Here is a 26,599-nt window from a genome sequence, read left to right as displayed (position 1 = left end):
GACATAGCCAGCCCCTACGCATGAAAATCCTGATAACCGGCTCCAATGGCCTGCTGGGGCAGAAGCTGGTGGCTCTGCTGAGCCGGCAAACGGGCGTGGCGCTGGTGGCTACCTCACGCGGGCCCAACAAGCTGGCCGCCTTGTACCCGCAGGTGCCCTTCGTGCCGCTCGATGTAACCGATGCGGCCCAGGTGATGCGGGTAATCGAAGCTGAAAAACCAACGCACCTCATCCACACGGCCGCGCTTACCAACGTGGACGAATGCGAGCTTCACCAGGCCAGCTGCTGGAGCCAGAACGTGACGGCCGTGGCGCACTTGGTGGCCGCCTGCGAGCAGCATCAGGTGCATTTAGTGCACCTGAGCACCGATTTTATCTTCAGCGGAGAAATTGGGCCGCTGGCTGAGGACGCCGCGCCGGGGCCGGTGAATTTCTACGGGGAAAGCAAGCTGGCCGCCGAGCAGCTGGTGCGCCAGAGTCGCGGCCCCTGGGCCATTGTGCGCACGGTGCTCGTGTACGGCGTGGCCCACGACTACAGCCGCACCAACCTGGTGCTGTGGGTGCGCAATGCGCTCCGAAAGGCCCAGCCCATCAAAGTAGTCGACGACCAGCTGCGCACCCCCACGCTGGCCGAAGACCTGGCCCAGGGCTGCTGGCTGGTGGCCCGCCAGAATGCTATCGGCATTTACCACATCAGCGGGGCCGAGCTGCGCACGCCCTACCAGCTGGCGCTGCAGGTCGCCGACTATTTTCAACTCAATGCCAACCTCATCAGCCGGGTAAATGCCGATACGTTTTCGCAGCCGGCCCGCCGCCCGTTGCGCACGGGCTTCGTGCTTGATAAAGCGGTGCGCGAGCTGGGTTACCGGCCCCACACGCTGGCCGAAGGCATTGCCTTAGTGGCCAAACAGGCCGAGCGGGATGCTTAAAAGCTTGTATGAGTTGCTTTCGCGGGACTTCAGCGCACGGGCAGAGCCGCGAAATAGGCGGCCTCTGCACCAGCTTTCTAGTGCCGAATCGTGCTGTTGGTGGGTGCCACCGGGCGCACGGTTCTTTTTGACAAGGGCCTGGCCGCTGACGGCCGGGCCGGCGCTGCCACCGGCCGCCGCACTGCCGGGGCCTTCACCGGTGCCGGCGCTGGTGTCTGGATCACTATCGGAGCCGGAACTGGTTCGGGCTGCCGGACAGCGGCCACCGTGGCGGGCAGTGCTTCGGGGGCCGCGGCCAGCAGCCGCTCGAACTGGGCGGGGCTGAGGATGGCGCGCAGCTGCGTGGTGTATTCGTGGCCGATGGCCGTCAGCTTGTTCTGGAGCATGGCGGGGTCGTCGGCGTACTGCGTGCGCGCCTCGGCTTCCTGGCTCAGGCGCAGGTGCACAAGGCGGCGTACGGGCAGCTGGCGGGCATCATCGAGCGAAATAAAGGCGGCCAGCGTGCGCGTGGCGGCGGTGGCTTGCTCGCGCAGGGCCGGGGCAGCTTCCTGGGCACGGGCGGCGGTGGGCCCTAACACTAGCAGGCTGGCCAGGCTCAGCAGCGCCAAGAGTAGGTTTTTCATTACAAGGGATTTAACGGAGAAAAATCCTGCACCTATACGCAGGATCTATGGCCGACGGATTGCAGGCCAACCGAAAGTAAACCGCCCGTGCTTCCCGACCAACCCCTGCCGGGCGAGTAGCCGCAACGCCGCGGCCAAGGACCCGAAAAGCTCGTTGAGCGGCGCTAGGGCAGCACCACTACGGTCCGGCTTACGCAGTGGCTGTCGGGGCAGGCGCCGGGGCCGTTGGCGCGCAGGGCCATGCGCACGGCGTAGCGGCCGGGCCGGCGGAAACGGTGCTCGGTCTTCGGCCCGGTGCCGGTGGCCCCGTCGCGAAAGTCCCAGATGACCACCATATTCTGGCAGGCAGGCAGCTGCGAGTCGGCGGCATCGAAGGCTACCGGCTGGCCCACCCGCACCGTGTCGGCGGCCCGGAAGTTGACCACGGTTTGCTTGGTGAAATCAACATCGAGCAGCTTTTCGGCTTCGCGCACTTCGCCGCTGGCCTCGTCGACCACGTCGAGGCGCACGGTGTAGCGGCGGCGCTCGGCGTAGCAGTGGGCCACGGTAGCGCCGGTCAGCTGGGTGCCGTCGCCCATATCCCAACGGAAGAGGAGGGGCCCGGCGGCGGGGTCTACGGCCCGGCTCGCATCCAGCTCGACGCACAACCGGGGTACGCGCGGCGGCGGGCAGGCTACGCTGGTGGTGTCGCCGGCCTGCTGGGCTGCCGCCGGTCTGGTTAGCAGCAGCAGCAGCAGCAGCGGCGCCAGCAACAGTAACAGCAGCGGGCGCCCGGGGCAGAATACGCGAAGCAGCACAGGAACGAACAGGTTAAGAACTGGGGAAATAAGCGGCCAACCGGGGCCGCTAAAACCGGTTAAGGCGCTGGAAAACCTCTTTCTGGTAAGTCTGGCCGATGGGCACGAGCTTGTCGGCCAGCAGAATGGCGTTGTCTTCGATGGTCTGAATCTGGCGGATGTTGACGATAAACGAGCGGTGCACCCGCATAAACAGCGCCGCCGGAAACTTCTCGGCAATGGCCCGCAGCGTGCTGTACACGATCAGCTTGCTGCGCTTGGTAACGATGTGCACGTAGTCGCCCAGGGCCTCCACGAACAGCACCTCCTCAAACAGCACCTTCACCAGCTTGCTGTCCACCTTCACGAAGGTAAAGGCCGACTCCTCGGCCGGGGCCGACGGCACCTGGCCCGCCAGCGCCTCGCGGGCCTGCTGGGCCGCCTGCAGAAAGCGGGCGTAGCTGATGGGCTTCACCAGGTAGTCGAGCACGGCATGCTCGAAGGCTTCCACGGCGTAGCCTTTGTTGCTGGTGATAAGCACGACCAGCGGCGGGTTGCGCAGGCTGCGCAGCAAATCGAGGCCCGACATCAGGGGCATCTCCACGTCAAGAAACAGCAGGTCGATGGGCTGCTCGCGCAATACCTCGGCGGCGGCCAGGGCACTGGTGCAGCTGCCGGCGTGGCTCAGAAAGGGCGTGTTGGCAATGCAGTTTTCAACAATCTGCACGGCCAGCGGGTCGTCGTCGACCACCAGGCAGCGGAGGGAAGCGGGAGTTTCGGCCATGGTGGCAAAGCTACAGTCTTTCATGGCAGAATTCCATCAACCCCACTGCTTATCAGCACCAACTGGCAGCTGCCGCTGCTAACCGGCTGCCAGCCGCAGTTCCAGCAACGGGTACAGGGCCTGCAAACGGCGCGCAACGTCGGCGAGTTGGGCGGGCAAGGCCGGGTGCAGCGGCTGCTGACGGGCAGTTTCTTCCATTTTTTCCAGCAGCTGGCAAAGCTGCGGCAGGCCAAAATAAGCCACCTGGCCCCGCAGCTTGTGCGCGGCCTCGGCCAGCGCCGGCCCCGACAGCCCCGGCAGCTTCTGCGCCAGCGGCGGGGCCTGGCTTAGAAACGTGCCTACCAGCTGGCCCACGAAAGCGGGGCTGCCGCCGGCCAGCTCCTCCAGCAGCGTCCAGTCGGGCTGCTCGGCGGTGGGGCCGCCGGGCTCGATAAGCCCGGCGGCCCCGGTAGGCTCGCTGGAAGCGGTGGGGGCGCCTACGGCGGGCGTAGTGGGGCTGGCGGGGGTACGGCCGGTGTAGTGGGCGAGGCGGGCGTAGAGCACGGCCGGGTCGAAGGGCTTGGCCAGCGTGTCGTTCATGCCGGCGGCCAGGGCCAGCACCCGGTCTTCGGGCAGGGCCGAGGCCGTGAGGCCGATGAGCGGCAGGCGCTGGGGGTCGGGGAAAAGCTGCCGCAGCTGGCGGGCCGCCTCGTAGCCGTCCATTTCGGGCATCTGCACGTCGAGCAGCACGGCATCAAACGGCTGCCGCCGGGCGGCTTCTACGGCCAGCCGGCCGTTGTCGGCCACCGTAACGCGCACGTTCCAGGCTTCGAGGGTACGGCGGGCCACCAGCTGGTTGAGCACGTTGTCTTCGGCCACCAGCACCCGCAGCGCCGGCTCGAAGGGCGGCAGGCTGGCGCTGGCTTCGGGCGGAATGGCAGCTGGGTCGGCGGGCCGGGCCGGAAGGTCAAACCAGAACGTGCTGCCCTGGCCCTCGGCGCTTTCCACCCACAGCCGCCCGCCGTGCAGCTGCACCAGGTTGCGGGCAATGCTCAGGCCCAGCCCGGTGCCGCCGTACTGGCGGGTAGTGCTGGCGTTGGCCTGCGAGAAATCCTCGAAAATCGCCTCCTGCTGCTCAGGGGCAATGCCAATGCCCGTGTCGCGCACTCCAAACCGCAGAATCTGTTCGTCCCCTCCATCGGCCGCCGGACCGGATTCGAGCAGCAGCGTGATGCCACCGTGGGCCGTAAACTTTACGGCGTTGCCCACCAGGTTCACCAGTACCTGCTGCAGGCGCACCGGGTCGCCGGTAATGGCCTCGGGCACGTCGGGGCCGATTTCGGTGCGCAGGTACAGGCCTTTGGCATCGAGGGCAAAGCGGAACATGGCCTGCACGCGCGCCAGCAGCGCCGGCAGCCGGAACGGCACCCGCTCCAGCGTGAGCTTGCCGGCTTCCATCTTCGAGGAGTCGAGGATGTCGTTGAGAATAACCAGCAGGTTCTGTGACGACGACTGAATGGCCTCCAGGTACTCCTGCTGCCCGGCATCGATGCGGGTGCCGCGCAGCAGGTGCGTTAGGCCGATAACGGCGTTGAGCGGCGTGCGGATTTCGTGGCTCATGTTGGCCAGAAACTGCGCCTTGGCCCGCCGCGAGGCCTCGGCCGCGTCGCGGGCCACCAGCAAATCGGCGTTTACCAGCTCGGTGGCTTCCTTCTGGCGGCGCAGCTCGGTGGTGCGTTCCCGTACCGTGGTTTCGAGCTGCAGCTTCTGGCGGCGCAACGCGGCCGTGCGCACCCGCAGAAACCCCCAGATGCCGCCCACTGCCACTGCCACGCTCAGCAGCGCAAACCAGCCGGTTTGCCAGAACGGCGTGGCAATGCCGAAGCCAGCGGTGGTGGCCGGACCCCAGGCGCTTTCGGCGCCACGGCGGGCGCGTACCTCAAACGTGTAGCGGCCGGGTCCGAGTCGGGGGAAATCGGCCTCGTCGAGGCTGCCGGGACGGCTCCAGGCGGGCTGGTAGCCGCGCAGCCGGTATTGGTACTGCCAGGTGCCGGCCGGCGCCAGGCTGGCCGTGCGGAAAAACCAGGTAAGCTGGTGCGCACCCGCCGGCAGCTCGGCCAGCGAGTCGGGCCGGTGGCGGGTACCGTCTACTTCCACCCCCGCCAGCGCCACCCGGGGCCGGGCCGCGGCGGGCAGTGCGGGCAGTCCTACCCGCAGCAAACCCGCCCGGCTGGCCAGCAGCACGGCCGGCACCGGGCCGGCCAGCAGCACGGCGGCGTTGGGCAGCAGCTGTTGCACCAGCGGGTTGCCGGGCGTGGTGAGCGGGCTGAAACCTGCGCCCCGGCCCAGGCTCAGCGCCTCGGCATGCTGCACCACCAAACCGGCGGGCGTGGGCAGCAGGCCGTAGCAGTAGTTGCTGGCCAGCCCGCTGTTGCGGGTGCTGAACTGCCGGAACCGGTCATTTTCAAAGCATAGCAGCCCGTCGCCCTCGGTGCCGATCCACACCCGACCGGCTGCATCCTGGCTCAAAGCCGAAGCCTCTATGCCACCGGCCAGCACCCGATACACCCGGAATTTACCCGCTTCGAGCACCGCCAGCCCGGTGCCGTGGGTGGCGAACCACACGCGGCCCTGGCGGTCGGGCAGGATGGCGTAGATGTCGTTGTGCAGCAGGCCGGTGGCGGTGGTGTAGTGGCGCAGGCTGCCCTGGTGCAGGTAAAAGGCACCCTGGCCCACCGTGCCCACCCACAGGCCGCCGGCCGCGTCCTGGGCCAGGGCATTTACAGACAGGCCGGCCGGCAGCTGCGCCAGCGCGGATCGGCTGGCTGCAGTTCCGGAATTCAGCAGCAACGGCAGCCGCAACTTCCAGACGGCGGCGGCCTCGGCTCCGGCTACGGCCCAGCCGGCGCCGTCGGGCGCCATCGGGCCAGTAGCGGTGGGCGGTACCGGCTGCGGACTGATGTGGCCGGTGGGCGTGGCGGTCAGCTGTAGTATCTGCCCGGTGCGGGTGGCCGCCAGCAGCGCGGGCCCGCGCCGGATCAGCGAAGCCAGGTCGGGGAGGGGCAGCAGCGCAACGTGCGGGTCGAGCAGGCGCCACAGACCCTGCCCGGCGGTAGCCAGCCAGTAGGTGCCTTCGGCGTCGCGCAGCACATCGGTCAGCACCAGCCCCGCGGGCAGCGCCGGCCGGTAGCGGCGGCGGAACCGGCCGAGGCGGGCCGTGTCGGGAGCCGATAGGCCCCTGGCGGCGGTCAGGCCGGTTTCGGCGGGCGTGGCCGGCCGGAAGCCGGGGCCCCGTTCAATGGAAAGCCCGCCCTGGAAATGCCGCACCGCCAGCCGGCCGGTGCGTGGGTCCAGGACCAGTCGGGTTACGAAATCCTCGGCCAGCCCTTCGCGGGTGGTGAAGGTGCGGAACGTGGTGCCGTCGAAGCGTACCAGGCCCTCGGCCGTGCCCAGCCAGAGGTAGCCGGCGCGGTCCTGGGCCAGGGCGTAGATGAACGGCTGCGGCAGCCCCTCGGCCGGCCCGAATTGCTTCAGGGCCAGCTTCGCGGGCAGCGGCTGGGCAGCGGCAAACTGCGTGAGCAGAAAGAAAAAAACGAGCAGGCGACGCATCAGGCCGGCAAGATACACGCAGTGGCGGACCGCCGCCGGCTTCTGCGTTCAGCCGGGGCCTTTCCTCGGTGAAGCCGTCTGCGTGGGCGTCTAGTCCATACATGAAGCGGCGGGGTGAGCACCGGGAAACCCTGGTGCTCACCCCGCCGCTTGGGCTAACTAAAACTTACTTGCCCGTCACCTTGAACTCGGTGCGGCGGTTGAGCTGGCGGTTGGCTTTGGTGGTGTTGGGGGCCACGGGCTGGGTGTCGCCGTAGCCGGCGAAGGTCAGGCGGCCCTTATCAATGCCCTTGCCCACGAGGTAATCAACCACAGCTTTGGCGCGACGCTGCGAGAGGTCCTTGTTGTAGGCGTCGTTGCCCACGTTGTCGGTGTGGCCCGAAATTTCGAGGCGCAGGGCGGGCGTTTCGGTCAGCAGCTTCTGCAGGCGCTCCAACTCGCCGGTGCTTTCCTTGCGCAGCGTGGCCTTGTCGAAATCGAAGAAGATGTTGTTGAGTACCACCTTCACGCCCACATCGAGCTTTTTAAGGGCAATGTCCTTCACGACTTCCGAATAGGCCGCGCCGGCCGGCAAATCGAAGTTTTCGGAGTGGAACAGGTAGCCTTCCTTGCGCACCACAATGCCGTAGTTCACGCCCGACGGCAACGACACGAGGTAGCGGCCCGACTTGGCGTTCGACTGGAACGAGGCAATGACCTGGTTGAGCGAGTTGTCGATAACGTCGATAGTCGCCTCCAGCGGCTGGCGGCTGGCTTCCTCGCTCACCACGCCCTTCAGAATGGTTACCTGCGCCGCCACAATGGCCACCGGCGGGGCCAGCAGGGTTTCCTTCACCGGCTGCACCCTGCTGGCCAGCAATTGGTCTTCCTGGCTGAGCACGGGCGGTTTTTCGGCCCCCAGAAACGTAATCTGATAAATGTCTTTCGAGCCCAGCCCATCCTCGCGGAACGACGAATAGTAACCGCGCCGGCCCGAGGCCGAAATCACGAAGAACACGTCGTCGTCGGGCGTATTTATGGGCCAGCCCAGATTTTCGGGCTTGCTCCACTTGCCGTTCTCAAACACCGACTTGAAGATGTCGTAGCCGCCCATAGCGTCGTGGCCCTCCGAGCTGAAGTACATCGTTTTGCCATCGGGGTGCAGAAACACGCCCTCCTCGCCGTATTGGGTGTTGATGACCGGACCCAGGTTCTGAGCCGGCCCGCGGCCTTCGATTTCGATGCGGTAAATGTCGCGCGCGCCCAGGCCGCCCTCTTTGTCGCTCACGAAAAACAGGTGGCGGCCGTCGGGCGTGTAGGAGGCCGACGATTCGTGGTACCTGGAGTTGATGCGTGAGCCCAGCTGCTGGGGCTTGCGCCACTCGGTGCCGCGCAATTCGGCCTGGTGCAGGTCGCCGCCGTTGTTTTCCAGGTACACCAGCAGGCGCTGGCCGTCGGGCGAGAGGCCCACGGTGGCGTCGTGGCCGTCGGTGTTGATGTTCTCGCCCAGGTTGCGGGCCGCGCTCCAGCCGTCTTTGCCCTCGCGGGTGCTCTGGTAAATATCCTCGAAATAGCCGCCCAGCTCGGGGTCGGTTTTGCCGCCCGTCGAGCCTTCGCGGCGCGAGGTGAACAGGATAACCGACTCATCGGCCGTAATAACGGGGCCGTAGTCGGGGTAGGGCGAGTTCACGCCCGGGCCGGCGTTGTCGATAAACACCCGGGTGGGCTTAGCGGCCAGGCGGCGGCCGTTTTCACACTCCTTTATCTTCTTCTGAATATCGAGCACTAACCCGGCCGTGTTTTTGGTGCCGCTGGCCGGAATGGCGCGCTTGTACTCGGCAATGGCCGCGTCCCACTTCGCGTTCAGGTGCAGGCCCCGGCCCAGCAGGTAATGGATGCGCGGGCTCACATCGGGGTTGAGCTGGTAGGCCCGCTGCAGATACTCCAGCGCCCGCGGCTTAAAGCCCGAATGCAGGTAACAGTCGCCGATTTTGAGGTTGAGCTGGTCGTTGCCGGGGTTGAACTGCTGGGCCTTCAGGTAGAACACCAGCGCCTGCTCGTAGCGCGGCGGGTCCGACTCGTAGAACGCGTCGCCGGCCTTCAAATCCTTCTGGGCCGCTTTCAGCCCGTCCTTGTCGTTGCCGAACCGGTCTTTGCTGAACTCCACGCTCTGGGCCGAAGCCGCCCCGGAAGCCGTGAGCAATAAGCAGGCAATTAAGTACTTGTGCATAAGTCAGTAGGGAGTACTGAGTATCGGGTAATTGGATTCCGGTCGGCTGGTTTATTCCGCCTTACAGACAGCTGTCGGGAGGGCGCAGGCAGGTCGCGCTACGGGCAGCCCGAGTTGGCGGCGTGGGTAAGGCCTACTTCCAGGCCCAGCTCGGCGGCGCGGCGCCAGTCCTGGCAGGCGGCGTCGGGCTGGCGGAGCATTTCGCGGGCGTGGCCCCGGTTCAGGTAGGCCTCGGCGTAATCCTTGTTCAGGCTGATGGCCTTGCTGGCATCGGCTTCGGCCTTTTTATAGTCTTCGAGCTTGAGGTAGGCCGCGGCGCGGTTGTTCCAGGCGAAGGCGTAGCCGGCATCGAGGGCCACGGCCCGCCCGAAGTCCTCCACGGCGCCTTTGTAATCCTTCAGCTCGTAGCGGGTGGCGCCGCGGTTGGTGTAAGCCAGGGCGTTGTCCTGCTTCTTGCCCAGATACGCGTCGTAGTCCTGCAAAGCGCCTTTCAGGTCGGCGGCGCGGCGGCGGGTGCCGGCGCGGTTGAGCAGGGCCGGCAGCAGCTCGGGCTGCAGCGTGAGGGCCTGGCTGTAGTCATGGATGGCGGCGGGCAGGTTGCCAAGGCGGCGCTGGGCGCTGCCCCGGTCGTGCCAGGCGTAGGCGTAGCTCGGGTCGGCCTTGATGGCGGCATCGAAATCGGCCTTGGCGGCGGCGTAGTCGGCCTTTTCGAAGCGCAGCGCGCCCCGGTAGTACCAGGCCGGGGCGTAGTCGGCCTGCCGCTCGGTGGCGCGGCCGTAGTCGGCCTCAGCCTCGGCGGGCTGCTGCAGCGCCTCCTCGGCCCGGGCCTTTCCGAAGTAAGCTGCAAAGGCGTTGGGTTCCAGCTTGATGGCCTGGTCGTAGTCCTGCACGGCGGGCTGGTAGTCCTTCAGCTCGTAGCGGGCGGCGGCGCGGTTGGCGTAGGCGCGGGCGAAATCGGGCTTCACGGCCAGAGCCTTATCAAAATCGAGCACGGCGGCCCGGTAGCTCTGCTGCTTGAACTTGGCCAGCCCGCTGTTGTAGAGGCGCTCGGCCTGCTGGTCGGGCGGCAGGGTAGAGGCCCGCACGCTGTCCACCTGGGCCCGGGCTGCGGCCGCACTCAGCAGCAGGCCCAGCAGTAAAACAGGAATTTTTCGCATCGTATCCCGCCCATTTCAAAGGCGCGGGATAAATGTAATTTTTAATGCTGAATATGGCTAATTAAGTCGTTTAATTGCCTGTTTATTGTTTTATAATAAGATTCAATAGTATCAAAAATCAGCCGCAGTATCCCGACTATACTGGCTCGCTTAGCTAACCGGGCAGCAGAATCAAACCAAGGCCATGCCAAGCCGGAAAGCCAATGCCTAACACCTGTCAGTTAATAGCTTACCTGGCTGCTAATCAGGTAGCTGGGTCTTCACCAGTTCCTGCCACTCGTGGCGCAGCGAGCCGTCGAATTCGGGGCGGGCGGCGCGACGGTACCAGTAGGCGGCATTATTCAGGTCGCCCTGCTGGCGGTGCAGAAAGGCGTGCAGCCAGTCGAACAGCGGGGCGTCTTCGTGCTCCTGGGCAAGGGCGTGGGCCTTGTGCCACTCGTCGCGGCCGGCGTACCACAGGGCTTCGAGCAGGGGCGAGAGGCCAGCGGGGGGTTCGTGCTGGGTCTGGGAGTCGAGGAAGTCGTGGTAGGTCATGGAGGCAGCGTTGGGTGGCACCGGGATGTGCCAGGTAGTAAACTTATGAGGGCTAACCGGGGTTTTACTGGTTGGCGGCGGCCGGGCAGCAACAGTTGCGTAATTTTACGGCGCCGCCGGACAACGTGTCCGCCGAACAGTACATTTTCCAACGCCTAGCTTTCACCTATGGCCACCTATCCCGAATACATGGTTGCGCCCATCCGCCAGGACCTCACCGAGGCCGGCTTTGAGCAGCTCATGACCCCCGAAGAAGTTGATAACGCCCTGTCGGCCAACAGCGGCACCGTGCTGGTAGCCGTAAACTCGGTTTGTGGCTGCGCCGCCGCCAAAGCCCGCCCGGCTCTCAAAATGGCCGTTTCCAGCTCCGAAAAGAAGCCCGCCAAACTCGTGACGGTGTTTGCCGGCATGGAGTCGGAGGCCGTGGCCCAGGCCCGCCAGCACATGCTGCCTTACCCGCCCAGCAGCCCCTGCATCGCCCTGTTTAAGGACGGCGAGCTGGTACACATGATTGAGCGCTACCACATCGAAGGCAACGACCTGATGCGCATCGTCAACAACCTGCAGGGCGCCTTCGAGGAGTACTGCTAGCCCTTTTCGAACACTCTTGCCTGAAGCCGCCCGCAGCAAAATGTTGCGGGCGGCTTTTTCGTTGGCCAGAATCGAGAGGCGCCGCTACTGTTTGCGGAGCAGGAAAGGCCCCAGGGCCAAGGCGTCCAGCCCCGACTGGAAGTAGCAGTCCAGGGCATCGGCGGGCGTCTCGACCAGGGGCATGCCGTTTAAGTTGAACGACGTGTTGAGCAGTACAGGCACGCCGCTGAGGTGCTCGAACTGCAGGAGCAGGCGGTGGAACCCGGCGTTGTGGTCGGCCCGCACGCTTTGCAGCCGCCCCGTGCCGTCGTCGTGGGCTACGGCGGGCAGGGCAAGCCGGGCCGCGGGCCGCAACGGAAACACCTTTTCCATGAAATAAGCCGTTTCGCCCGCTGGTAGCTCAAAAAACTCGTGCTGCCGCTCCTCGGGCACGGCCGGGGCAAAGGGCCGGAAAGCTTCGCGGTATTTGATGCTGGCATTCACGCGCTCTTTCATCTCGGGCAGGGTAGGGTTGGCCAGAATACTGCGGTGCCCTAAAGCGCGCTGCCCTAGCTCCGAGCCGCCCTGAAACCAGCCCACGATGTGGCCGCTGTGGAGCAAAGCCGCCGTAGCGGCGGCAATATCAGCGGGGCGCTCGTACGAGACTTTGCGGCGGCGCAACTCCGCCTCCAGCTCGGCCACGGCGTACTCGCGGCCAAAAAAGTTGTGCTGAGCCGGAACGGAAGCTGCTAAAGGCAGGCCCAAAGCGTACCGGTAGCCGTGCAGGGCGCTGCCCACACTAATGCCCGTATCGTCGGGCGTGCCCCCGATGAACAGCTCCTGGTAGGGCGTGTGCTGCCTGAGTTTGCCGTTGAGCACCGAGTTCATGAGCACGCCCCCGCCCAATACCAGCCGCGTTTGGCCGGTATGGGCGTGCAGTGCCCGCAACAGCGCAAATACTACTTCTTCCGTTACGCGCTGCACGGCCGCTACTACGTCGTAGTGGTGCTGGGTGAGGGGCGTTTCCGGCTGGCGGGCCGGGCCCAGCAGCGCCAGCAGCTTGGGCGAGTAGTAGAGCGGGGTGAAGCTGAGGAAGAACTCGAAATAGCGCAAATCCAGCTCGTAGTGCAGGTTTTCTACCTGAATAAGCGACCGGATGGCATCGTAGTGGACGGCCGGATTGCCCCGGGCCGCCAGGGCCATTACCTTCCATTCGTCGCTGTTGGGCCGGAAGCCCAGGTACTGCGTAAAGGTGGCGTAAAACAGGCCCAGGGAGTGGGGCGTGCGGTTGGCGGCCAGCTCCTGCCGGCCCTGGCGGGTGATGGTGCCCAGCAGCCCAGTGGTCGTTTCGCCAAAGCCGTCGGCTACCAGAAAATCAGCCTCCTCAAAACCCGACGACAGCCACGCATTGGCCAGGTGGGCCTGATGATGGTTGACGTACTGAATCCGCAATTGGCTGCCACTCAGACTGGTTAGCTGCTGTTCTATCCGCGCTACGTCGCCTTGCAGGGCCGCCATTTCGTTGAGGGCAAGCTGGGCCAGCTTGCCCCGGTCCAGCAGCGCCTCCGGTAGGTTCTGGCGGGGGTGTAGCAGGTAAGGGGCCGGGTTCCAGCCGACAAACACGTCTGTTAGGTCGTTTACGCTGATGCCGGCCGCCGCGCAGCAGTACGCAATAGCCCGGCGCGGAAACGATTTATCCTGCTTTACCCGCGTCAGGCGCTCCTCGGCAATGGCTACGCGCACCTGCCCCGTTGGCGTAAGCAGGCAGGCCGAGGAATGAAAGCCGCTACAGTTAAGGCCCAGAATAACGGGCGTTGCGGGGGGCGGGCTGGGCATAGGTTTGCGGAAAGTTGGCTGAACGCCTCAACCGCAACGGTCGGGCCACGGCAAAAGACCCGGCAAAAGTACAGCCCCTGCCCCCAACGTTGTGCGCCCCCGTGCCACAAGGAGGCGGGCCAGCGCCTGAAGCAGAAGAGCACAGGTGGTTGCGGCCCGGGGTTCAGTTCATATCGGCCCGGTATGCCGACTGGTTTGGGCTACGAGTAACGCCCGGACCCACCTTCGGCCGGTGGGCTGCCAGACAACAACTAACTTTGCCCCATGCTCGACTACTCGGTGGTGGTGCCCGTTTATAAGGGGCAGGACACGCTAGCGACCCTCACGGCGCAACTCCACGCTTTTTTTACGGATACCCACCGTCCGTTCGAAATCATTTTCGTCTACGATTGTGGGCCCGACGACTCCTGGGCCGTTATCCGGGCCCTGCAGGCGCAGTACGGGCCGGAGCTGGTGCGGGCCGTGCACCTGACGCGCAACTTCGGCCAGCATAATGCCCTGCTGTGCGGTTTCGGCGAGGCGCGGGGCCGCTTCATCGTCACGCTCGATGAGGACCTGCAGCACCGCCCCGCCGACATCGAGCAGCTGATTGCGCGGCAGCAGCAGGGCAATTTCGACGTGGTGTACGGTATGCCCGGGCAACTGCGGCACACGCCCTTCCGCAACTTTACCTCGCGGGCCATGCGCTGGCTGCTCCGGTTCGGCATTCCCGACCTGCACCCGCACTACTCGCCCTTCCGCCTGCTGAAAACCGATATGGCCCAGGCCTGCCTGGCCATGCACAACTCCCACACCTTCCTCGACGGCTACCTGACCTGGCTGACGACCCACGTAGCCAGCACCCCGATAACGCATCAGCCGCGCGCAGTGGGCGAAAGTGGCTATACGCTGGGCAAGAAAGTGGCCCAGTCGCTCAACATCTTCGTCACCTTCTCCAACCTGCCCATCCGCCTGCTCACGGCGCTTTCGGTGCTCGTGTTCCTCATCACCAGCGGCTACTCGGGCTACGTGCTGGTGCGCAAGCTGGTCTACGACAATTACCTGCTGGGCTTTCCCTCGCTCATCATCTCCATCGGCTTCGGCGTGGGCCTCATCATGCTGGGCCTGGGCATTCTGGGCGAGTACATCTACCGCATTAACCTGAAAACCACCCGCCGCCCCGATTTCATGAAGCGGAAGATGGAGGATTTGTAGAGCCACGAGCTGCAAGCCACAAGCTACAAGCGGCAAGCCACAAGCCACAAGCTGCAAGTTTCTACCAACGGCCAATTGTTAATCGACGGCCGGTAGAAACTTGCAGCTTGTGGCTTGCAGCTTGTGGCTTGCAGCTTGCCGCTCAAAGCTTGCCGCTCAAAGCTTGCCGCTCAAAGCTTGCCGCTCTAATTCGCTACTTCACTCAAAAACTTAATCCGCATCAGGCGCAAATCCTCCTCGGTATAGTCGTCGGTACCGAGTTCTTTCAGGGCCACGGCAATGTTGTCGGTGCTGGCCGACATAAAGTAGTCGTAGATTTCTTCCTGCCGCTCCTGGTCGAGCACACCGTTGATGTAGTAGCCCAGGTTGAGCTTGGTGCCCGAATAGCAGATGTGCTCGATTTCCTCCATCAGCTCGCGCATATCGAGGCCCTTGGAGGAGGCTATTTCTTCCAGGTCCATCTTCTTGTCGATTTGCTGGATGATGTAAATCTTGATTTTCGACTTGTTGACGGCCGATTTTACTACCACGTCGGCGGCCGTCGTGATGTCGTTGTCCTCCACGTACTGCTGAATCAGCGTCAGGAAGGGGGCGCCGAACTTCTGGGCCTTGCCCTGGCCCACGCCCGAAATGTGGGCCAGCTCCTCCAGCTTGGTGGGGAAGGTAGTGGCCATTTCCTTCAGCGACGGGTCCTGGAACAGCACGTAGGGCGGCAGGTTCTTCTGGTTGGCCACCTTCTTGCGCAGGGCCTTCAGCATGTCGAACAGCGCTTCGTCGTGGCCGGCGGCCAGCTGCACGTCTTCCTGCTGCTGCTCCTCTTTCACCTCCTCGTCGTAGTTGTGGTCTTTGGTGAGTTTCATAGAATGCGGGTTCTCAATGAAATCCAGGCCTTTCTGGGTGATCCGAATTACGCCAAAATTTTCTACATCCTTGGCCAGCAGCCCGCTAAGCATCGTCTGGCGCAAGAGCGAGTGCCAGAACTGGGCGTCGTGGGCCTTGCCCTGGCCGTAAATCGGCAGTTGGTTGTGGGCGTAGCTGATCACGTGCGGGTTCGACATGCCCATGAGCACCGTGCCGATGTGGTCGAGGCCGAACCGCTCGTCGGTCTGCACCACCGCCTTCAGGGCCAGCAGCACCTCTTCCCTGGCCTCGAACCGCTCGCGGGGGTGGCGGCAGTTGTCGCAGAAGCCGCAGTCTTTGGCGTACACCTCGCCGAAGTAGTGCAGCAGCTGCTTGCGCCGGCACACCGCCGAATCGGCATAGTTGGCCATTTCCTGGAGCAGCTGCTTGCCGTTGTCGCGCTCGGTTACGGGCTTGTCCTTGTTGAACTTCTCCAGCTTGATGATGTCGTCGTAGCTGTAGAACATCAGGCAGTCGCCGTCCATGCCGTCGCGGCCGCCGCGGCCGGTTTCCTGGTAGTAGCCCTCGATGCTTTTGGGCGTGTCGTAGTGAATCACGAAGCGCACGTCGGGCTTGTCGATGCCCATCCCGAAGGCGATGGTAGCCACGATGACGTCGCACTCCTCGTGCAGAAACGCGTCCTGGTTGGCCATGCGCACGTGCGGGTCGAGGCCGGCGTGGTAGGGGCGGGCGCGCACGTCGTTCACGCGCAGCAGCTCGGCAATTTCCTCCACCTTTTTGCGGCTCAGGCAGTACACGATGCCCGCCTGGTCCTTGTGCTGCTTCACGTACTGAATCAGCTGCTTTTTGGTGTTGTGCTTGGGCCGCACCTCGTAGTACAGGTTGGTGCGGTTGAAGCTGGTCTTGAACACCGAGGCATCATCCATTTGCAGGTTCTTCTGGATGTCCTGCTGCACCTTGGGCGTGGCCGTGGCCGTGAGGGCAATAATGGGCACGTTGGCGCCGAGGTTATCAATAATACCGCGGATTTTGCGGTACTCGGGCCGGAAATCGTGGCCCCACTCCGAAATGCAGTGGGCCTCATCAATGGCCACAAAGCTGATGGTGGCCTTGTTGAGAAACTCGATGGTTTCGTCCTTGGTGAGGCTTTCGGGGGCCACGTACAGCAGCCGCACCTCGCCGCTGATGACGTCGCGCTTCACCCGGTTCATCTCCGATTTGCTCAGCGTGGAGTTCAGAAACTGGGCATTCACGCCGAAGGCGTTGAGCTGGTCGACCTGGTTTTTCATCAGGGCGATGAGCGGGGAGATGACGATGGCCGTGCCCGGCAGCACCAGCGCCGGCAGCTGGTAGCACAGGCTTTTGCCGGCTCCGGTGGGCATAATCACGAACGTGTTGTGGCCCGCAATTACGTTGTTGATGATATCCTCCTGCACGCCGCGGAACTGTCCGTAGCCGAAAACTTCCTTTAACTTGCCCTTCAAATCAGCTGGCTGCTGGATTTCGGGGGTTACCACTGACATCGACATCCGCACGTACGCTTATTTAGTTGATAGACTGATAAAGCGGCTACTTCGGGCCGCTTCCTCAATCTAAGGATTTTACCGGGATTTGAGGCCGGGCAGGCGAAACGGCGGGGCCGGCCGCGGCCAAGTATCCCCTCTCGCTTCGGCCCCGATTTCGAACCGCACTATCAAATTTAGATTGAAACTGCCAACCGAACTTCATAGCCTCGCAAAAAAAGTGCTTCAGCTCGAAGCGGAAGCCATCCAGGGCGTGGCCGCGGCCCTCGACGAACGCCCCGATTTTGCACAATGCGTAGAAGCAATTCTGGCCCGTCGCGGTCGGGTCGTGGTTACGGGCATCGGCAAGAGCGCCCACATTGCGGGCAAGATGGTGGCCACCTTCAACTCTACCGGCACGCCCGCCCTGTTCATGCACGCCGCCGACGCTATCCACGGCGACCTGGGGATGATTCAGGCCGATGATTTCGTCATTGCCATCAGCAAATCGGGCGACACGCCCGAAATAAAGGTGCTCGTGCCGCTGCTCAAGCGCAAGGGCGTGCCGCTGGCCGCGCTGGTCAGCAACGCCGACTCGTACCTGGCCCAGCAGGCCGATTACATCCTGCACGCGCCGGTAACGCGCGAGGCCTGCCCCCACAACCTGGCGCCCACCACCAGCACCACCGCCGCGCTGGCCCTGGGCGACGCGCTGGCCGTGTGCCTGCTCGAAAGCCGCGACTTCTCGCGCCAGGATTTTGCCGGCCTGCACCCCGGCGGCACACTGGGCAAGCAGCTGTATTTGAAAGTAGGCGACCTGAGCCGCCAGAACCAGCAGCCCCAAGTGTCGGAGTCGGCCCCACTGCGCGACATTATCCTCGAAATATCGGGCAAACGCCTGGGCGCCACCGCCGTGCTGAACGAGGCCGGCGAACTGGTCGGCATCATCACCGACGGCGACCTGCGTCGCATGCTCACGGCCCACGCCGGCCGCCTCGACGAGGTGCGGGCCCGCGACATCCTCACGCCCGGCCCCGTAACGGTGGAGGTAGACGATTTTGCCGTGGAGGCCCTGGCCCGGATGCAGGCCCGCAACATCACCCAGCTGCTGGTAACCGAGCAGGGCCGCTTCAGCGGCTTCATCCACCTGCACGACTTGCTGCGCGAAGGGCTAGTATAGGGGCGGTAGAACCTGTACCTGTCATCCTGAGCATGTGGCGCATCAAGCCAGCGACGAAGGACCTTAGCACGTTTGAGCGGCTCGTGCTTACGTGGCAAGGTCCTTCGTCGCTGGCTTGATGCGCCACATGCTCAGGATGACAGGTAAGGGCCGCCCCACCTGCATTAAAGCCCTAACTTTCCGGAAAACAAGCTTGACGACATGGACCAACATACCTACCTAGTGGTGATGGCCGGCGGCATTGGCAGCCGCTTCTGGCCCTTCAGCCGCACCCACCACCCCAAGCAGTTCCACGACGTGCTGGGCCTGGGCCGCTCCATGCTCCAGCTCACCGTGGACCGTTTCGCCGGTATCTGCCCGCCCGAAAACGTGTTTGTCGTCACCAACCGCGACTATGTGGAGCTGGTGCAGCAGCACCTGCCCGAGCTGGCGGCCCATCAGATTCTGGGCGAGCCCATCGGCCGCAACACCGCCCCCTGCATCGCCTACGCCAGCTACCGCATCGCCCGCCTCGACCCCGAGGCCGTGATGGTGGTCACGCCCGCCGACCACGCCGTGATGCACGAGGAGAACTTCCGCGCCACCATCCGCACCGCGCTGGCCGGGGCCCGGAGCCACAACGTGCTCATCACGCTCGGCATCCAGCCCTCGCGCCCCGATACCGGCTACGGCTACATTCAGTTTATTGATGACGAGGTGCCCGCCCAGCATGTGCGCCAGCTGCCGGGCCACGCCGACGGTGCCTTCCCGAAGCAGCTGCGCAAGGTGAAAACCTTCACCGAAAAGCCCAATGCCGAGCTGGCCCAGATGTTTGTGAGCAGCGGCGAGTTCCTCTGGAACTCGGGCCTGTTCGTGTGGCGGGCCGATGCCATCGTGCAGGCCTTCCACCAGTACCTGAGCGACATTGCCGAGGTGTTCGACGAGGGCCGCGAGCAGCTTGGTACGCCCGCCGAGGAGGAGTTCATCACCCGTGCCTACAGCCTGTGCCGCAACATCAGCATCGACTACGGCGTGATGGAAAAGGCCGACAACGTGTACGTACTGCCCGCCGACTTCGGCTGGAGCGACCTGGGCACCTGGGACTCGCTGCACCGCATGGGCCAGCACGACGCCGATGAAAACGTCGTCGACGGCAACGCCTTGCTCTACGACACGCGCGAGTGCGTAATCAAAACGCCCCCCGAGCGCCTGGTGGTGGTGCAGGGCCTGGAAGGCTACATCGTGGCCGAGTACGACAACGTGCTGCTCATCTGCAAGCGCACCGAGGAGCAGCGCGTCAAGGATTTCGTGGCCGACGTGAAGTCGAAGAAGGGCAACGGATATAATTGAGTAGGTTTTAGGGCTTAGTGAATTAGGGCTTAGGAAGAAGGTCTGTCACCCTTTGTTGAGGATGATAAACCTTCTCCCTAAGCCCTAATTCATTAAGCCCTAAAACCTACTTCGCCAGCTTCGCTTGCAGGTTCTCGTCCAGCGCGGCCAGGAACTCCTCGGTGTAGAGGTAGTCGCGGCCGTGTTCGACTTTATTGCCGTGGATGTTGACGGCCAGATCCTTGGTCATCTTGCCGCTTTCGACGGTTTCGATGCAGACTTGCTCCAGCGCTTGGCAGAAGTCGATGAGCTCCTGGTTGCCGTCGAGCTTGCCGCGGAACTCCAGGCCCCGGGTCCAGGCGAAAATGCTGGCGATGGGGTTGGTGGAGGTGGGCTTGCCTTTCTGGTGGTCGCGGTAGTGGCGCGTAACGGTGCCGTGGGCGGCTTCGGCCTCCATAGTGTTGCCGTCGGGCGTTACCAGCGTCGAGGTCATGAGGCCCAGCGAGCCGAAGCCCTGGGCCACGGTGTCGGACTGCACGTCGCCGTCGTAGTTTTTGCAGGCCCACACGAAGTTGCCATGCCATTTCAGGGCCGAGGCCACCATGTCGTCGATCAGGCGGTGCTCGTAGGTGATGCCAGCGGCCTCAAACTTGGCGAGGTAGTCCTGCTCGTAAATCTCCTGGAAGATGTCCTTGAAACGGCCGTCGTACTTCTTCAGAATGGTGTTCTTGGTGCTCAAATACAGCGGCCAGCCCTTGCTCAGGGCCTGGTTGAAGCAGGCGTGGGCGAAGCCCCGAATGCTCTCGTCGGTGTTGTACATGGCCAGCGCCACGCCGTCGCCCTTGAAGTTGTAGACCTCAAACGACTGCTCCTCGCCGCCATCTTCGGGCGTGAAGGTGATAGTGAGCTTGCCCTTGCCCTTGGTCACGAAGTCGGTGGCCTTGTACTGGTCGCCGAAGGCGTGGCGGCCGATGCAGATAGGGGCGGTCCAGTTGGGGACCAGGCGGGGCACGTTGCTCATCACAATCGGCTCGCGGAACACGGTGCCGTCCAGAATGTTGCGGATGGTGCCGTTGGGCGACTTCCACATCTGCTTGAGGCCGAACTCCTCCACCCGCTGCTCGTCGGGCGTGATGGTGGCGCACTTGATGCCCACGCCGTACTGCTTGATGGCGTTGGCCGCGTCGACGGTTACCTGGTCGTTGGTTTCGTCGCGGTGCTCCAGGCCGAGGTCGTAGTATTTAATGTCGAGGTCGAGGTACGGGGTGATGAGCTTGTCTTTGATGAATTTCCAGATGATGCGGGTCATCTCGTCGCCGTCGAGCTCAACTACCGGATTGGCTACCTTGATTTTAGTCATGGGGTGAGGATAAGAAAGAATGAAAAACAGGCCCGGCCAATCAGGTCAGCCGCGCTTTGCGGCCATAAGATAGGCACAGGCCTCTAAGCGGCATACGGAAGGGCCGGCGCACCGACGCATTCAACGCCTGCTTTTCGCTTATTTTAGCTCCTGCTCCGCTGCATTCCCCCGTCGTTCTTATGCCCCCCGACTCCGCGCCCCTGCGCAAACGCGACCACCTGATCGATGCCGCCCTGGCCGGCAGCCAGCGGCTGCGCCCACTGCTGGAGCTGGTCGAGCGCATCCGCCCCCACGTTGGCCATGATTCCGTGTTCACTTCCCGTCGCGAGAAAATCCGCGAGCAGCTGGCCCTGGTGCAGCAGCAGCTCCGCGCCGAGCAACCCCGGCATAAGGCGTTGCGCGAGGCCTTTCATTTGCTGACTGAATTCGTGCGCGAAGAAGTGCACGAAGTGAGCCGCGACGAAGTGAAGGAGTCGGGCAAGCGCTTCGTGGCTGCCACGCTCAAAAACGCCCCGCAACTGCTGGCCGCCGCCAAGCAGGCCGGGCTGCTGAGTTAGGTTAACTGAAAAAGTAACAGAACCTGTCATCCTGAGCGCAGCGAAGGATGACAGGTTCTGTTACTTTTTCAGTCTTTATTACTTAACTGCTCCCAGCCGCTGCCGGAGCACCTCGTACAGCATAATGCCGCTGGCTACCGACACGTTGAGCGAGCTGATCTGGCCGGCCATCGGGATGCGGAGCTTGTGGTCGGCCAGGCGCAGGTACTCGGGGCTGATACCATCTTCCTCCGAGCCCATCAGAATGGCCAGCGGACCGGTCAGGTCCACCGTTTCGGCCTCCAGGCTGGCGTCCGACTTTTCGGTACAGGCGACGACCTGCACGCCCGATTCGCGCAGGAACGTGAGGGTTTGCTTGAGGTTGTGCTCCCGGCAAACCGGAATCAGGTTGAGGGCGCCGGCCGAGGTTTTGAGCGCGTCGCCGTTGATTTGGGCCGCGCCGTGGCTGGGCACCACAATGGCGTGTACGCCTAGGCACTCGGCGTTGCGGGCAATGGAGCCGAAGTTGCGCACGTCGGTAATCCGGTCGAGCACCAGCAGCAGGGGCGTTTTGCCTTCCTCGTACAGCCCGGCCAGAATATTGTCCAGCGGCATGTAATCGATGGGCGACACGAAGGCCACCGCGCCCTGGTGGTTTTTGCGGGTGATGTTGTCGAGCTTCTCCACCGGCACCATCGACACGGGCACACTGGCCTCGCGGGCCAGGGCGTTGATGTCCTGGGTCATGGAGTTCTTGGTGGCGCGCAGCAGGAATATCTTGTCTAGCGTGCGGCCCGCGCTCAACGCTTCCAGAATCGGCCGGAGCCCGAAAATCATGTCGATGCTGCGGTCCTGGGCCGGGCGGTGGGGGTAGCGGGGCTTGTCGGACGAAGAGGCCGGGCGGCGGCCCTCCTCGCGGTGGCCACCTTCACGTCGTCCTTCTTCACGGAAGCCACCCTCATCCCGGCGGCCTTCGGGGCGGTCTTCGTCGCGGCGGCGCGGCTCGTTGAACTGCTCGTCGCCGCGACTGTCGTCGGCGCGGCTGCGCTCGAAGCGGGGGGCTTCGTCGCGGCCCTGGTCCTCGCGCGGGGTGCGGCGGTTGGGCACGGGCCGGTTCTGCGAATCGAAATATTGGCGGCGTTCAGTTACCGGCCGGCCTGGGCGATTAGTCCTTTTCTCCATAGCTCCACGGCGGCATACCAGAGATATTCATGCTCAGGACGGCGCACCAGTTCGTAGTTGTCGGGCGCAAAGGTACTGGGTTTGGCGCGGAAGACGAACGTGCTGTTCTGGGCCTGGTAGCCCCGATACACCCACCGCTCCTCGTTGCCGCTGCGGTACACGGTTTCGGGTGGCCCCAGTACCTGGTAAAGCATGCCCCGATCGGTAAGCCAGCCGGCCTTGTGGGCCGAAAACAGGTCGTTGGCGGCCACCACCCGCCCGTAAAACTGGCGAATCAGCAGGCGGGCCCGGTCCTGGTCGTTGCCGGCCACCCCGAGCCAGAACTGGTCGACGGCTTTTTTGGGGTCGGGCGCATCGAACAGCTGCTTGCGCTCCTGCGAAGTCGAAACGTAAATCAACGGGGCAATCAACTCATCGGCCGAGGTGATTTTGGGAAACTTGTTTTCTTCGACCAGCAGCCCCAGCCGCGGCCCCCGGTTGCCCACGCGCAGCAGGTACAAACCGGCGGGCAGCCGCAGCAGCTGGTCGGCGTTGAAGCGGGCCGAATCCTGGAGGCCGAGCGTGCGCGGCTGCTCGCCCAGCAGGCTGCTGGAAGCCATGGGTGGGGCGGCGGCCAGCGAGCTGAGCGGGTAGCGGTAGGCCTGCAGGGCCTGGCCGGGCGTGTAGGCTTCCACCCCAAATACTTCCCGGGCCCGCACGTAGCGGCGCATCAGGGGGCGGCTCAGCGAATCTATCAGCACAAAGCCACGGTTGAGGTTGTCCGGCATCAGCCGCAGCCAGGCCGCGTCGCCGTTCATGGCCTCTTCGGCCGGCCCGAAGGCCATGCTCAGCGCCTGCCCCGGCTGCAGTCGGCTCAGGGGCAGCGTAAAGCTCAGCCGGTCCATGTCGCCATCCGACCGCAGGCGGCGGGCGGCGCCGCGCACCGTATCCTGCCAGATAGGTTTACGGTCGTCGAAATTGGCCCAGCCCATCACATGCAGCGGCACCTGGCGCCGCAGCGCGCTCCGGTTCGGGAACCGCAGGTATACGCGCAGACTGTCGCCCTCGCGGCGGGTGTCTACCTCAACAGCGCGCCCCGGCTGGTACTGGCTGGCAAAGTCGCGGCGCGGCGCGGCCTGCAGCGGGGCCGCAATAAGTAGCGTCAGTAACAATAGCAGGAGAGCGGCCGGGTTTTTCATACTACTGAATGGAAGTGAGTGGATAGATAAATTGCGCATGACCCGCGCCGGGGCAAACGACTTTACGCAAAAAAGCCGGCCCCGCTGCCGGGGCCGGCTTCACCGCTCAAAAACCGTGCACTACTGGCGCGGATTATAGTACTGCTGCAACAGCCGGATGGCTCGCTCGGCCCGTTTCCGGTCGCCGATTTCCTCGGCGGCGCGGCCGATACCGTTGAGCGTAGCCAAATAAGTCTGGAACTCCTGGTCGAACAGGGCCTGGTTGTGGGTGCTGTAGTAGGCCAGGCCGCGCTCGGCGCGGCTGGTCATGGTGTCCATGATTTCGTTGGCCCGCTGCTGCTCGCCCACCGCTACCAGGGCCGGAATGAACTGCGGCACGTAGTAGTCGTACGGAATGGCCTTGTCGGGCATCACCTCGAACGCCTTGTTGAGCACCTGCTTGGCCCGCGCCTTGTCGCCCTGCATCAGCAGCGCGTCGGCCAGGCGCGAGAACTTGTCGCGGTAGTTGGCCGGGAAGCGCAGGTTGTTTTCGTCGTAGAAAATGGTGGGGTTGTCGAGGCCGCGGTAGGCGAAGGTCTTCATGAGCTTCTCGTACATCAGGCCCGTTTCCACAAAACCTTCGTTGGCGCCGGTTTTTTCGTCGTAGTCGGGGTTGCGGGCGGGCAGAATGCGGTAGGCCATGCCTTCGAGCTGGAAATAGGGCTGCAGGCCCATAAAGTCGCGCGAGTCGACGGTGCTCGAAAAGTACACCGGCCGCTCCCAGTTGTTGGTGGCCAGAATATCGAGGATGAGCAGGGTCTTCTTTTCGATGGCGCTCTTGCCCACGTTCCACTCCATCTGCGGCACCAGCTGCTTGCGCCGGTCGGCCGGAACGATGCCCGACTTAGCTACGGCCGCCGTGTCAATCGGCAAATAAAAGTTGCGCGAGGGGAAGGACAGCATGTTTTTGCCGTCGCCGTAGCTTACCTGCAGCAGGGGGCTGTTGGCCTCCACGAGCTGCATGAACTGGCGTACATCCACGGCCGGCACCGCCGGGTTTTCGGCGTAGGGGAGGTAGTCGTTGGTGCCCTGCTTGTAGTCTTTATTCTCCATCGAAATCGGCAGCGGGGCCGACTTGTAGGAGCGGCGCTTCATCTGGTCGATGTACCAGTCGGTGTTCAGGTAGCTGAGCACGGCTACGCGCACATCGGTGCGGATGCCCTCCACTTCCTGGGCGTACCAGAGCGGGAAAGTGTCGTTGTCGCCGTTGGTGAACAGAATGGCATTCGGGGCGCAGGAGTTGAGCAGGTTCTTGGCCGAATCAACCGACAGGTAGCGGTCGGAACGGTCGTGGTCGTCCCAGCCCTGCGTGACCATAATGCCCGGTACTACCAGGCCCACCAGCGTTACTACGCCGGCGCGGGTGGTATCGGCCTTGATGACGGATTGCAGCAGCTCGGCCAGCGCCAGCACGCCCAGGCCAATCCAGATGGCGAAGGCGAAGGTGGCGCCCGCGAAGGTGTAATCCCGCTCGCGGGGCTCGATGGGCGGCTGGTTGAGGTAGAACACAATGGCCAGACCCGTGAACAGGAACAGCAGGCCCACCACAAAGGCGTTGCGCCCGTCGCGGCGGATGTGGAAAAACAGGCCCAGCAAACCCAGAATCAGCGGCAGGGCGAAGAAGGCGTTGCGGGCGGGGCTGTCGGCCACGCGCTCCGGCAGGCCGTTGCCGTCGGCGCTGCCCCACAGAATGCCCGACTGCTGCAGGTCGCCTTCGCGGCCCACGTAGTTCCACATAAAGTAGCGCCAGAACATATGGCCCATTTGGTAGCGGAACAGGAAAGCCAGGTTCTGGCCCATGGTCGGCTTCACGTCCTTCTGCACGTCTACCCACTTCTGGTAGTTGTACACATGCAGCGGGTCGGGGCTGTAGATGCGCGGAATCAGCATCTTGTCTTCGGGGCGGTATTCGAGCACCGGGCGGTACTCAGCCACCACGTACTTGTCGCCCTGGCGCACGTAGCGCGGCGCGCCCTCGGTCTGGGCGATGGGCTGGGCGTTAAGCTGGGGCCCGTAGAGCAAGGGCCGGTCGCCGTACTGCTCGCGCTTGAGGTAGCTCACAAACGAGAGCACGTCCTCGGGGTTGTTTTCGTTGATGGTGGGGTGGTAGGAGCTGCGGATGGGAACAATCAGGTAGCTCGAATAGCCAATCAAAATGAACATGAAGCTCAGCATCACCGTGTTCAGCAGCCGGTTGCGGCGCTGGAACGACTGCCGGAATCCGAACCAGATCAGGCCTACGAAAATCAGCAGAAAGATGATGATGCCCCAGTTGAAGGGCAGGCCCACGGTATTCACAAAGAACACCTCGAAAGCGCCGGCCAGCGTGGGCAGGCCCGGAATAATACCGGCCAGAATCAGGCCTACGATTACGCTGCTGATGGCCAGCGTAGCTACCCCGCCCCATAGCGTGGGGTTCTGGGTGCGGCGGTAGTAATAGATGAAGCCCAGGGCCGGAATAGCCAGCAGGTTCAGCAAGTGCACCCCGATGCTCAGGCCGATAACGTACGCAATGAGCACCAGCCAGCGGTCCGAATCGGACTCGTCGGCGCGGTTTTCCCACTTCAGCATCAGCCACACCACGGCGGCCGTGCACAGCGACGACATGGCGTACACTTCGGCTTCTTCGGCATTGAACCAGAAAGAATCGGAGAAGGCATAGGCCAGCGCGCCCACGGCGCCCGCGCCCATAATCAGCAGCGTCTGCCCAAACGTGGGCTCCAGCTGCCGGTCGTCGTGCATGCCGGGGCGATGCAGCACCAGCTTCTTGGCCAGCATGGTGATAATCCAGAACAGGAACAGCACCGTGAAAGAGGAGCTGAGCGCCGACAGCGCATTTACCAGCACCGATACCTTGGTCACGTCGCCGAAGCTGAGCATGGAAAACAGCCGGCCCAGCAGCAGGAACGTGGGTGCGCCGGGTGGGTGCGGCACCAGCAGCTTGTACGAGCAGGCAATGAACTCGCCACAGTCCCAGAACGAAGCCGTGGGCTCCAGGGTCATCAGGAAAACGACGGTGGCCAGGGCAAATACCAGCCAGCCCACGAGGTTATTCAGGCTTTTGTAACTCCGCATATAGTGAGTAAGAGAGGCCCGCCACTTGCAAAAGGGCAGGGGAATCGGGAAAGCATTTCAGCGAAAGTTCAAAAGTAGCCAATAACTGCCGAGCCGCACCTTCAAATCAACCAACGTCGCTTTTAACAGCTACAAGCCACAAGCTGCAGGCTACAAGTTGACCGGCGGCCATCCTGAG

At 63.7% G+C, this 26,599-nt stretch carries 19 protein-coding genes; 6 read left to right on the top strand and 13 right to left on the bottom strand.

The window, feature by feature from the left end:
* Positions 1 to 20: 20 nt before the first annotated feature.
* The gene (locus BMY67_RS13500) at positions 21 to 929 is read left to right on the top strand and encodes an SDR family oxidoreductase (protein ID WP_092772430.1); all 909 of its coding nucleotides are present in this window, start codon (positions 21 to 23) and stop codon (positions 927 to 929) included.
* A gap of 77 nt (positions 930 to 1,006) precedes the next feature.
* Here BMY67_RS13500 and BMY67_RS13495 read toward each other — a convergent pair whose 3' ends face one another.
* From BMY67_RS13495 to BMY67_RS13465, 7 genes are all read right to left on the bottom strand, one after another.
* Positions 1,007 to 1,552, bottom strand: a complete 546-nt coding sequence (locus BMY67_RS13495) for a hypothetical protein (RefSeq protein ID WP_092772428.1) — start codon at positions 1,550 to 1,552, stop codon at positions 1,007 to 1,009.
* A 164-nt stretch (positions 1,553 to 1,716) separates the two neighbouring features.
* Entirely contained in the window at positions 1,717 to 2,349 is a 633-nt protein-coding gene (locus BMY67_RS13490) for a PKD domain-containing protein (RefSeq protein WP_177189829.1), read from the bottom strand.
* A gap of 49 nt (positions 2,350 to 2,398) precedes the next feature.
* Entirely contained in the window at positions 2,399 to 3,136 is a 738-nt protein-coding gene (locus BMY67_RS13485; protein WP_092772424.1) for a LytR/AlgR family response regulator transcription factor, read from the bottom strand.
* Between the two features lie 54 nt (positions 3,137 to 3,190).
* Complete coding sequence (locus BMY67_RS13480) at positions 3,191 to 6,700, bottom strand: hybrid sensor histidine kinase/response regulator (protein WP_092772422.1); 3,510 nt, start codon at positions 6,698 to 6,700, stop codon at positions 3,191 to 3,193.
* Between the two features lie 166 nt (positions 6,701 to 6,866).
* Entirely contained in the window at positions 6,867 to 8,909 is a 2,043-nt protein-coding gene (locus BMY67_RS13475) for an OmpA family protein (RefSeq protein ID WP_092772420.1), read from the bottom strand.
* Positions 8,910 to 9,007: 98 nt separating this feature from the next.
* Positions 9,008 to 10,066: a tetratricopeptide repeat protein gene (locus BMY67_RS13470; protein ID WP_092772418.1), complete on the bottom strand. Its 1,059-nt coding sequence runs from the start codon at positions 10,064 to 10,066 to the stop codon at positions 9,008 to 9,010.
* Positions 10,067 to 10,306: 240 nt separating this feature from the next.
* Positions 10,307 to 10,600, bottom strand: a complete 294-nt coding sequence (locus BMY67_RS13465) for a hypothetical protein (protein WP_092772416.1) — start codon at positions 10,598 to 10,600, stop codon at positions 10,307 to 10,309.
* A 168-nt stretch (positions 10,601 to 10,768) separates the two neighbouring features.
* Between BMY67_RS13465 and BMY67_RS13460 the strand changes: the two genes are divergently transcribed.
* On the top strand, positions 10,769 to 11,191 hold the full coding sequence (locus BMY67_RS13460) for a BrxA/BrxB family bacilliredoxin (protein ID WP_092772414.1): 423 nt from the start codon (positions 10,769 to 10,771) through the stop codon (positions 11,189 to 11,191).
* A gap of 84 nt (positions 11,192 to 11,275) precedes the next feature.
* Here BMY67_RS13460 and BMY67_RS13455 read toward each other — a convergent pair whose 3' ends face one another.
* Positions 11,276 to 13,006, bottom strand: a complete 1,731-nt coding sequence (locus BMY67_RS13455) for a carbamoyltransferase family protein (RefSeq protein ID WP_092772412.1) — start codon at positions 13,004 to 13,006, stop codon at positions 11,276 to 11,278.
* Between the two features lie 264 nt (positions 13,007 to 13,270).
* Between BMY67_RS13455 and BMY67_RS13450 the strand changes: the two genes are divergently transcribed.
* A complete protein-coding gene (locus tag BMY67_RS13450; RefSeq protein WP_092772410.1) occupies positions 13,271 to 14,200 on the top strand; it encodes a glycosyltransferase family 2 protein in 930 nt (309 codons plus the stop codon).
* Positions 14,201 to 14,385: 185 nt separating this feature from the next.
* Here BMY67_RS13450 and recQ read toward each other — a convergent pair whose 3' ends face one another.
* The gene (gene recQ / locus BMY67_RS13445; protein WP_092772408.1) at positions 14,386 to 16,584 is read right to left on the bottom strand and encodes a DNA helicase RecQ; all 2,199 of its coding nucleotides are present in this window, start codon (positions 16,582 to 16,584) and stop codon (positions 14,386 to 14,388) included.
* 181 nt (positions 16,585 to 16,765) lie between these two features.
* On the opposite strand from recQ, the gene BMY67_RS13440 reads away from it, so the two are divergent.
* Positions 16,766 to 17,743 (top strand): KpsF/GutQ family sugar-phosphate isomerase, encoded by a 978-nt coding sequence (locus BMY67_RS13440; RefSeq protein ID WP_092772406.1) that lies wholly within the window; start codon positions 16,766 to 16,768, stop codon positions 17,741 to 17,743.
* Positions 17,744 to 17,944: 201 nt separating this feature from the next.
* A complete protein-coding gene (locus BMY67_RS13435) occupies positions 17,945 to 19,072 on the top strand; it encodes a mannose-1-phosphate guanylyltransferase (RefSeq protein WP_092772404.1) in 1,128 nt (375 codons plus the stop codon).
* Between the two features lie 106 nt (positions 19,073 to 19,178).
* Here the strand turns inward: BMY67_RS13435 and BMY67_RS13430 are convergent, their stop codons facing one another.
* Positions 19,179 to 20,411 (bottom strand): NADP-dependent isocitrate dehydrogenase, encoded by a 1,233-nt coding sequence (locus BMY67_RS13430; RefSeq protein ID WP_092772402.1) that lies wholly within the window; start codon positions 20,409 to 20,411, stop codon positions 19,179 to 19,181.
* Positions 20,412 to 20,590: 179 nt separating this feature from the next.
* Between BMY67_RS13430 and BMY67_RS13425 the strand changes: the two genes are divergently transcribed.
* The gene (locus tag BMY67_RS13425; RefSeq protein ID WP_092772400.1) at positions 20,591 to 20,968 is read left to right on the top strand and encodes a hypothetical protein; all 378 of its coding nucleotides are present in this window, start codon (positions 20,591 to 20,593) and stop codon (positions 20,966 to 20,968) included.
* Positions 20,969 to 21,046: 78 nt separating this feature from the next.
* On the opposite strand, the gene rlmB is transcribed toward BMY67_RS13425, so the two are convergent.
* From rlmB to BMY67_RS13410, 3 genes are all read right to left on the bottom strand, one after another.
* Positions 21,047 to 22,054 (bottom strand): 23S rRNA (guanosine(2251)-2'-O)-methyltransferase RlmB, encoded by a 1,008-nt coding sequence (gene rlmB / locus BMY67_RS13420; RefSeq protein ID WP_177189828.1) that lies wholly within the window; start codon positions 22,052 to 22,054, stop codon positions 21,047 to 21,049.
* Between the two features lie 38 nt (positions 22,055 to 22,092).
* Positions 22,093 to 23,307: a GWxTD domain-containing protein gene (locus BMY67_RS13415; RefSeq protein ID WP_177189827.1), complete on the bottom strand. Its 1,215-nt coding sequence runs from the start codon at positions 23,305 to 23,307 to the stop codon at positions 22,093 to 22,095.
* A gap of 120 nt (positions 23,308 to 23,427) precedes the next feature.
* Complete coding sequence (locus BMY67_RS13410) at positions 23,428 to 26,421, bottom strand: glycosyltransferase family 117 protein (RefSeq protein WP_092772396.1); 2,994 nt, start codon at positions 26,419 to 26,421, stop codon at positions 23,428 to 23,430.
* Between the last annotated feature and the right edge of the window lie 178 nt (positions 26,422 to 26,599).

Source organism: Hymenobacter actinosclerus (assembly GCF_900111515.1).
Classification (GTDB): Bacteria; Bacteroidota; Bacteroidia; order Cytophagales; family Hymenobacteraceae; genus Hymenobacter; species Hymenobacter actinosclerus.
The sequence above is the reverse complement of the archived record's forward strand: the minus strand, read 5'-3'. Positions and strand labels throughout refer to the sequence as shown.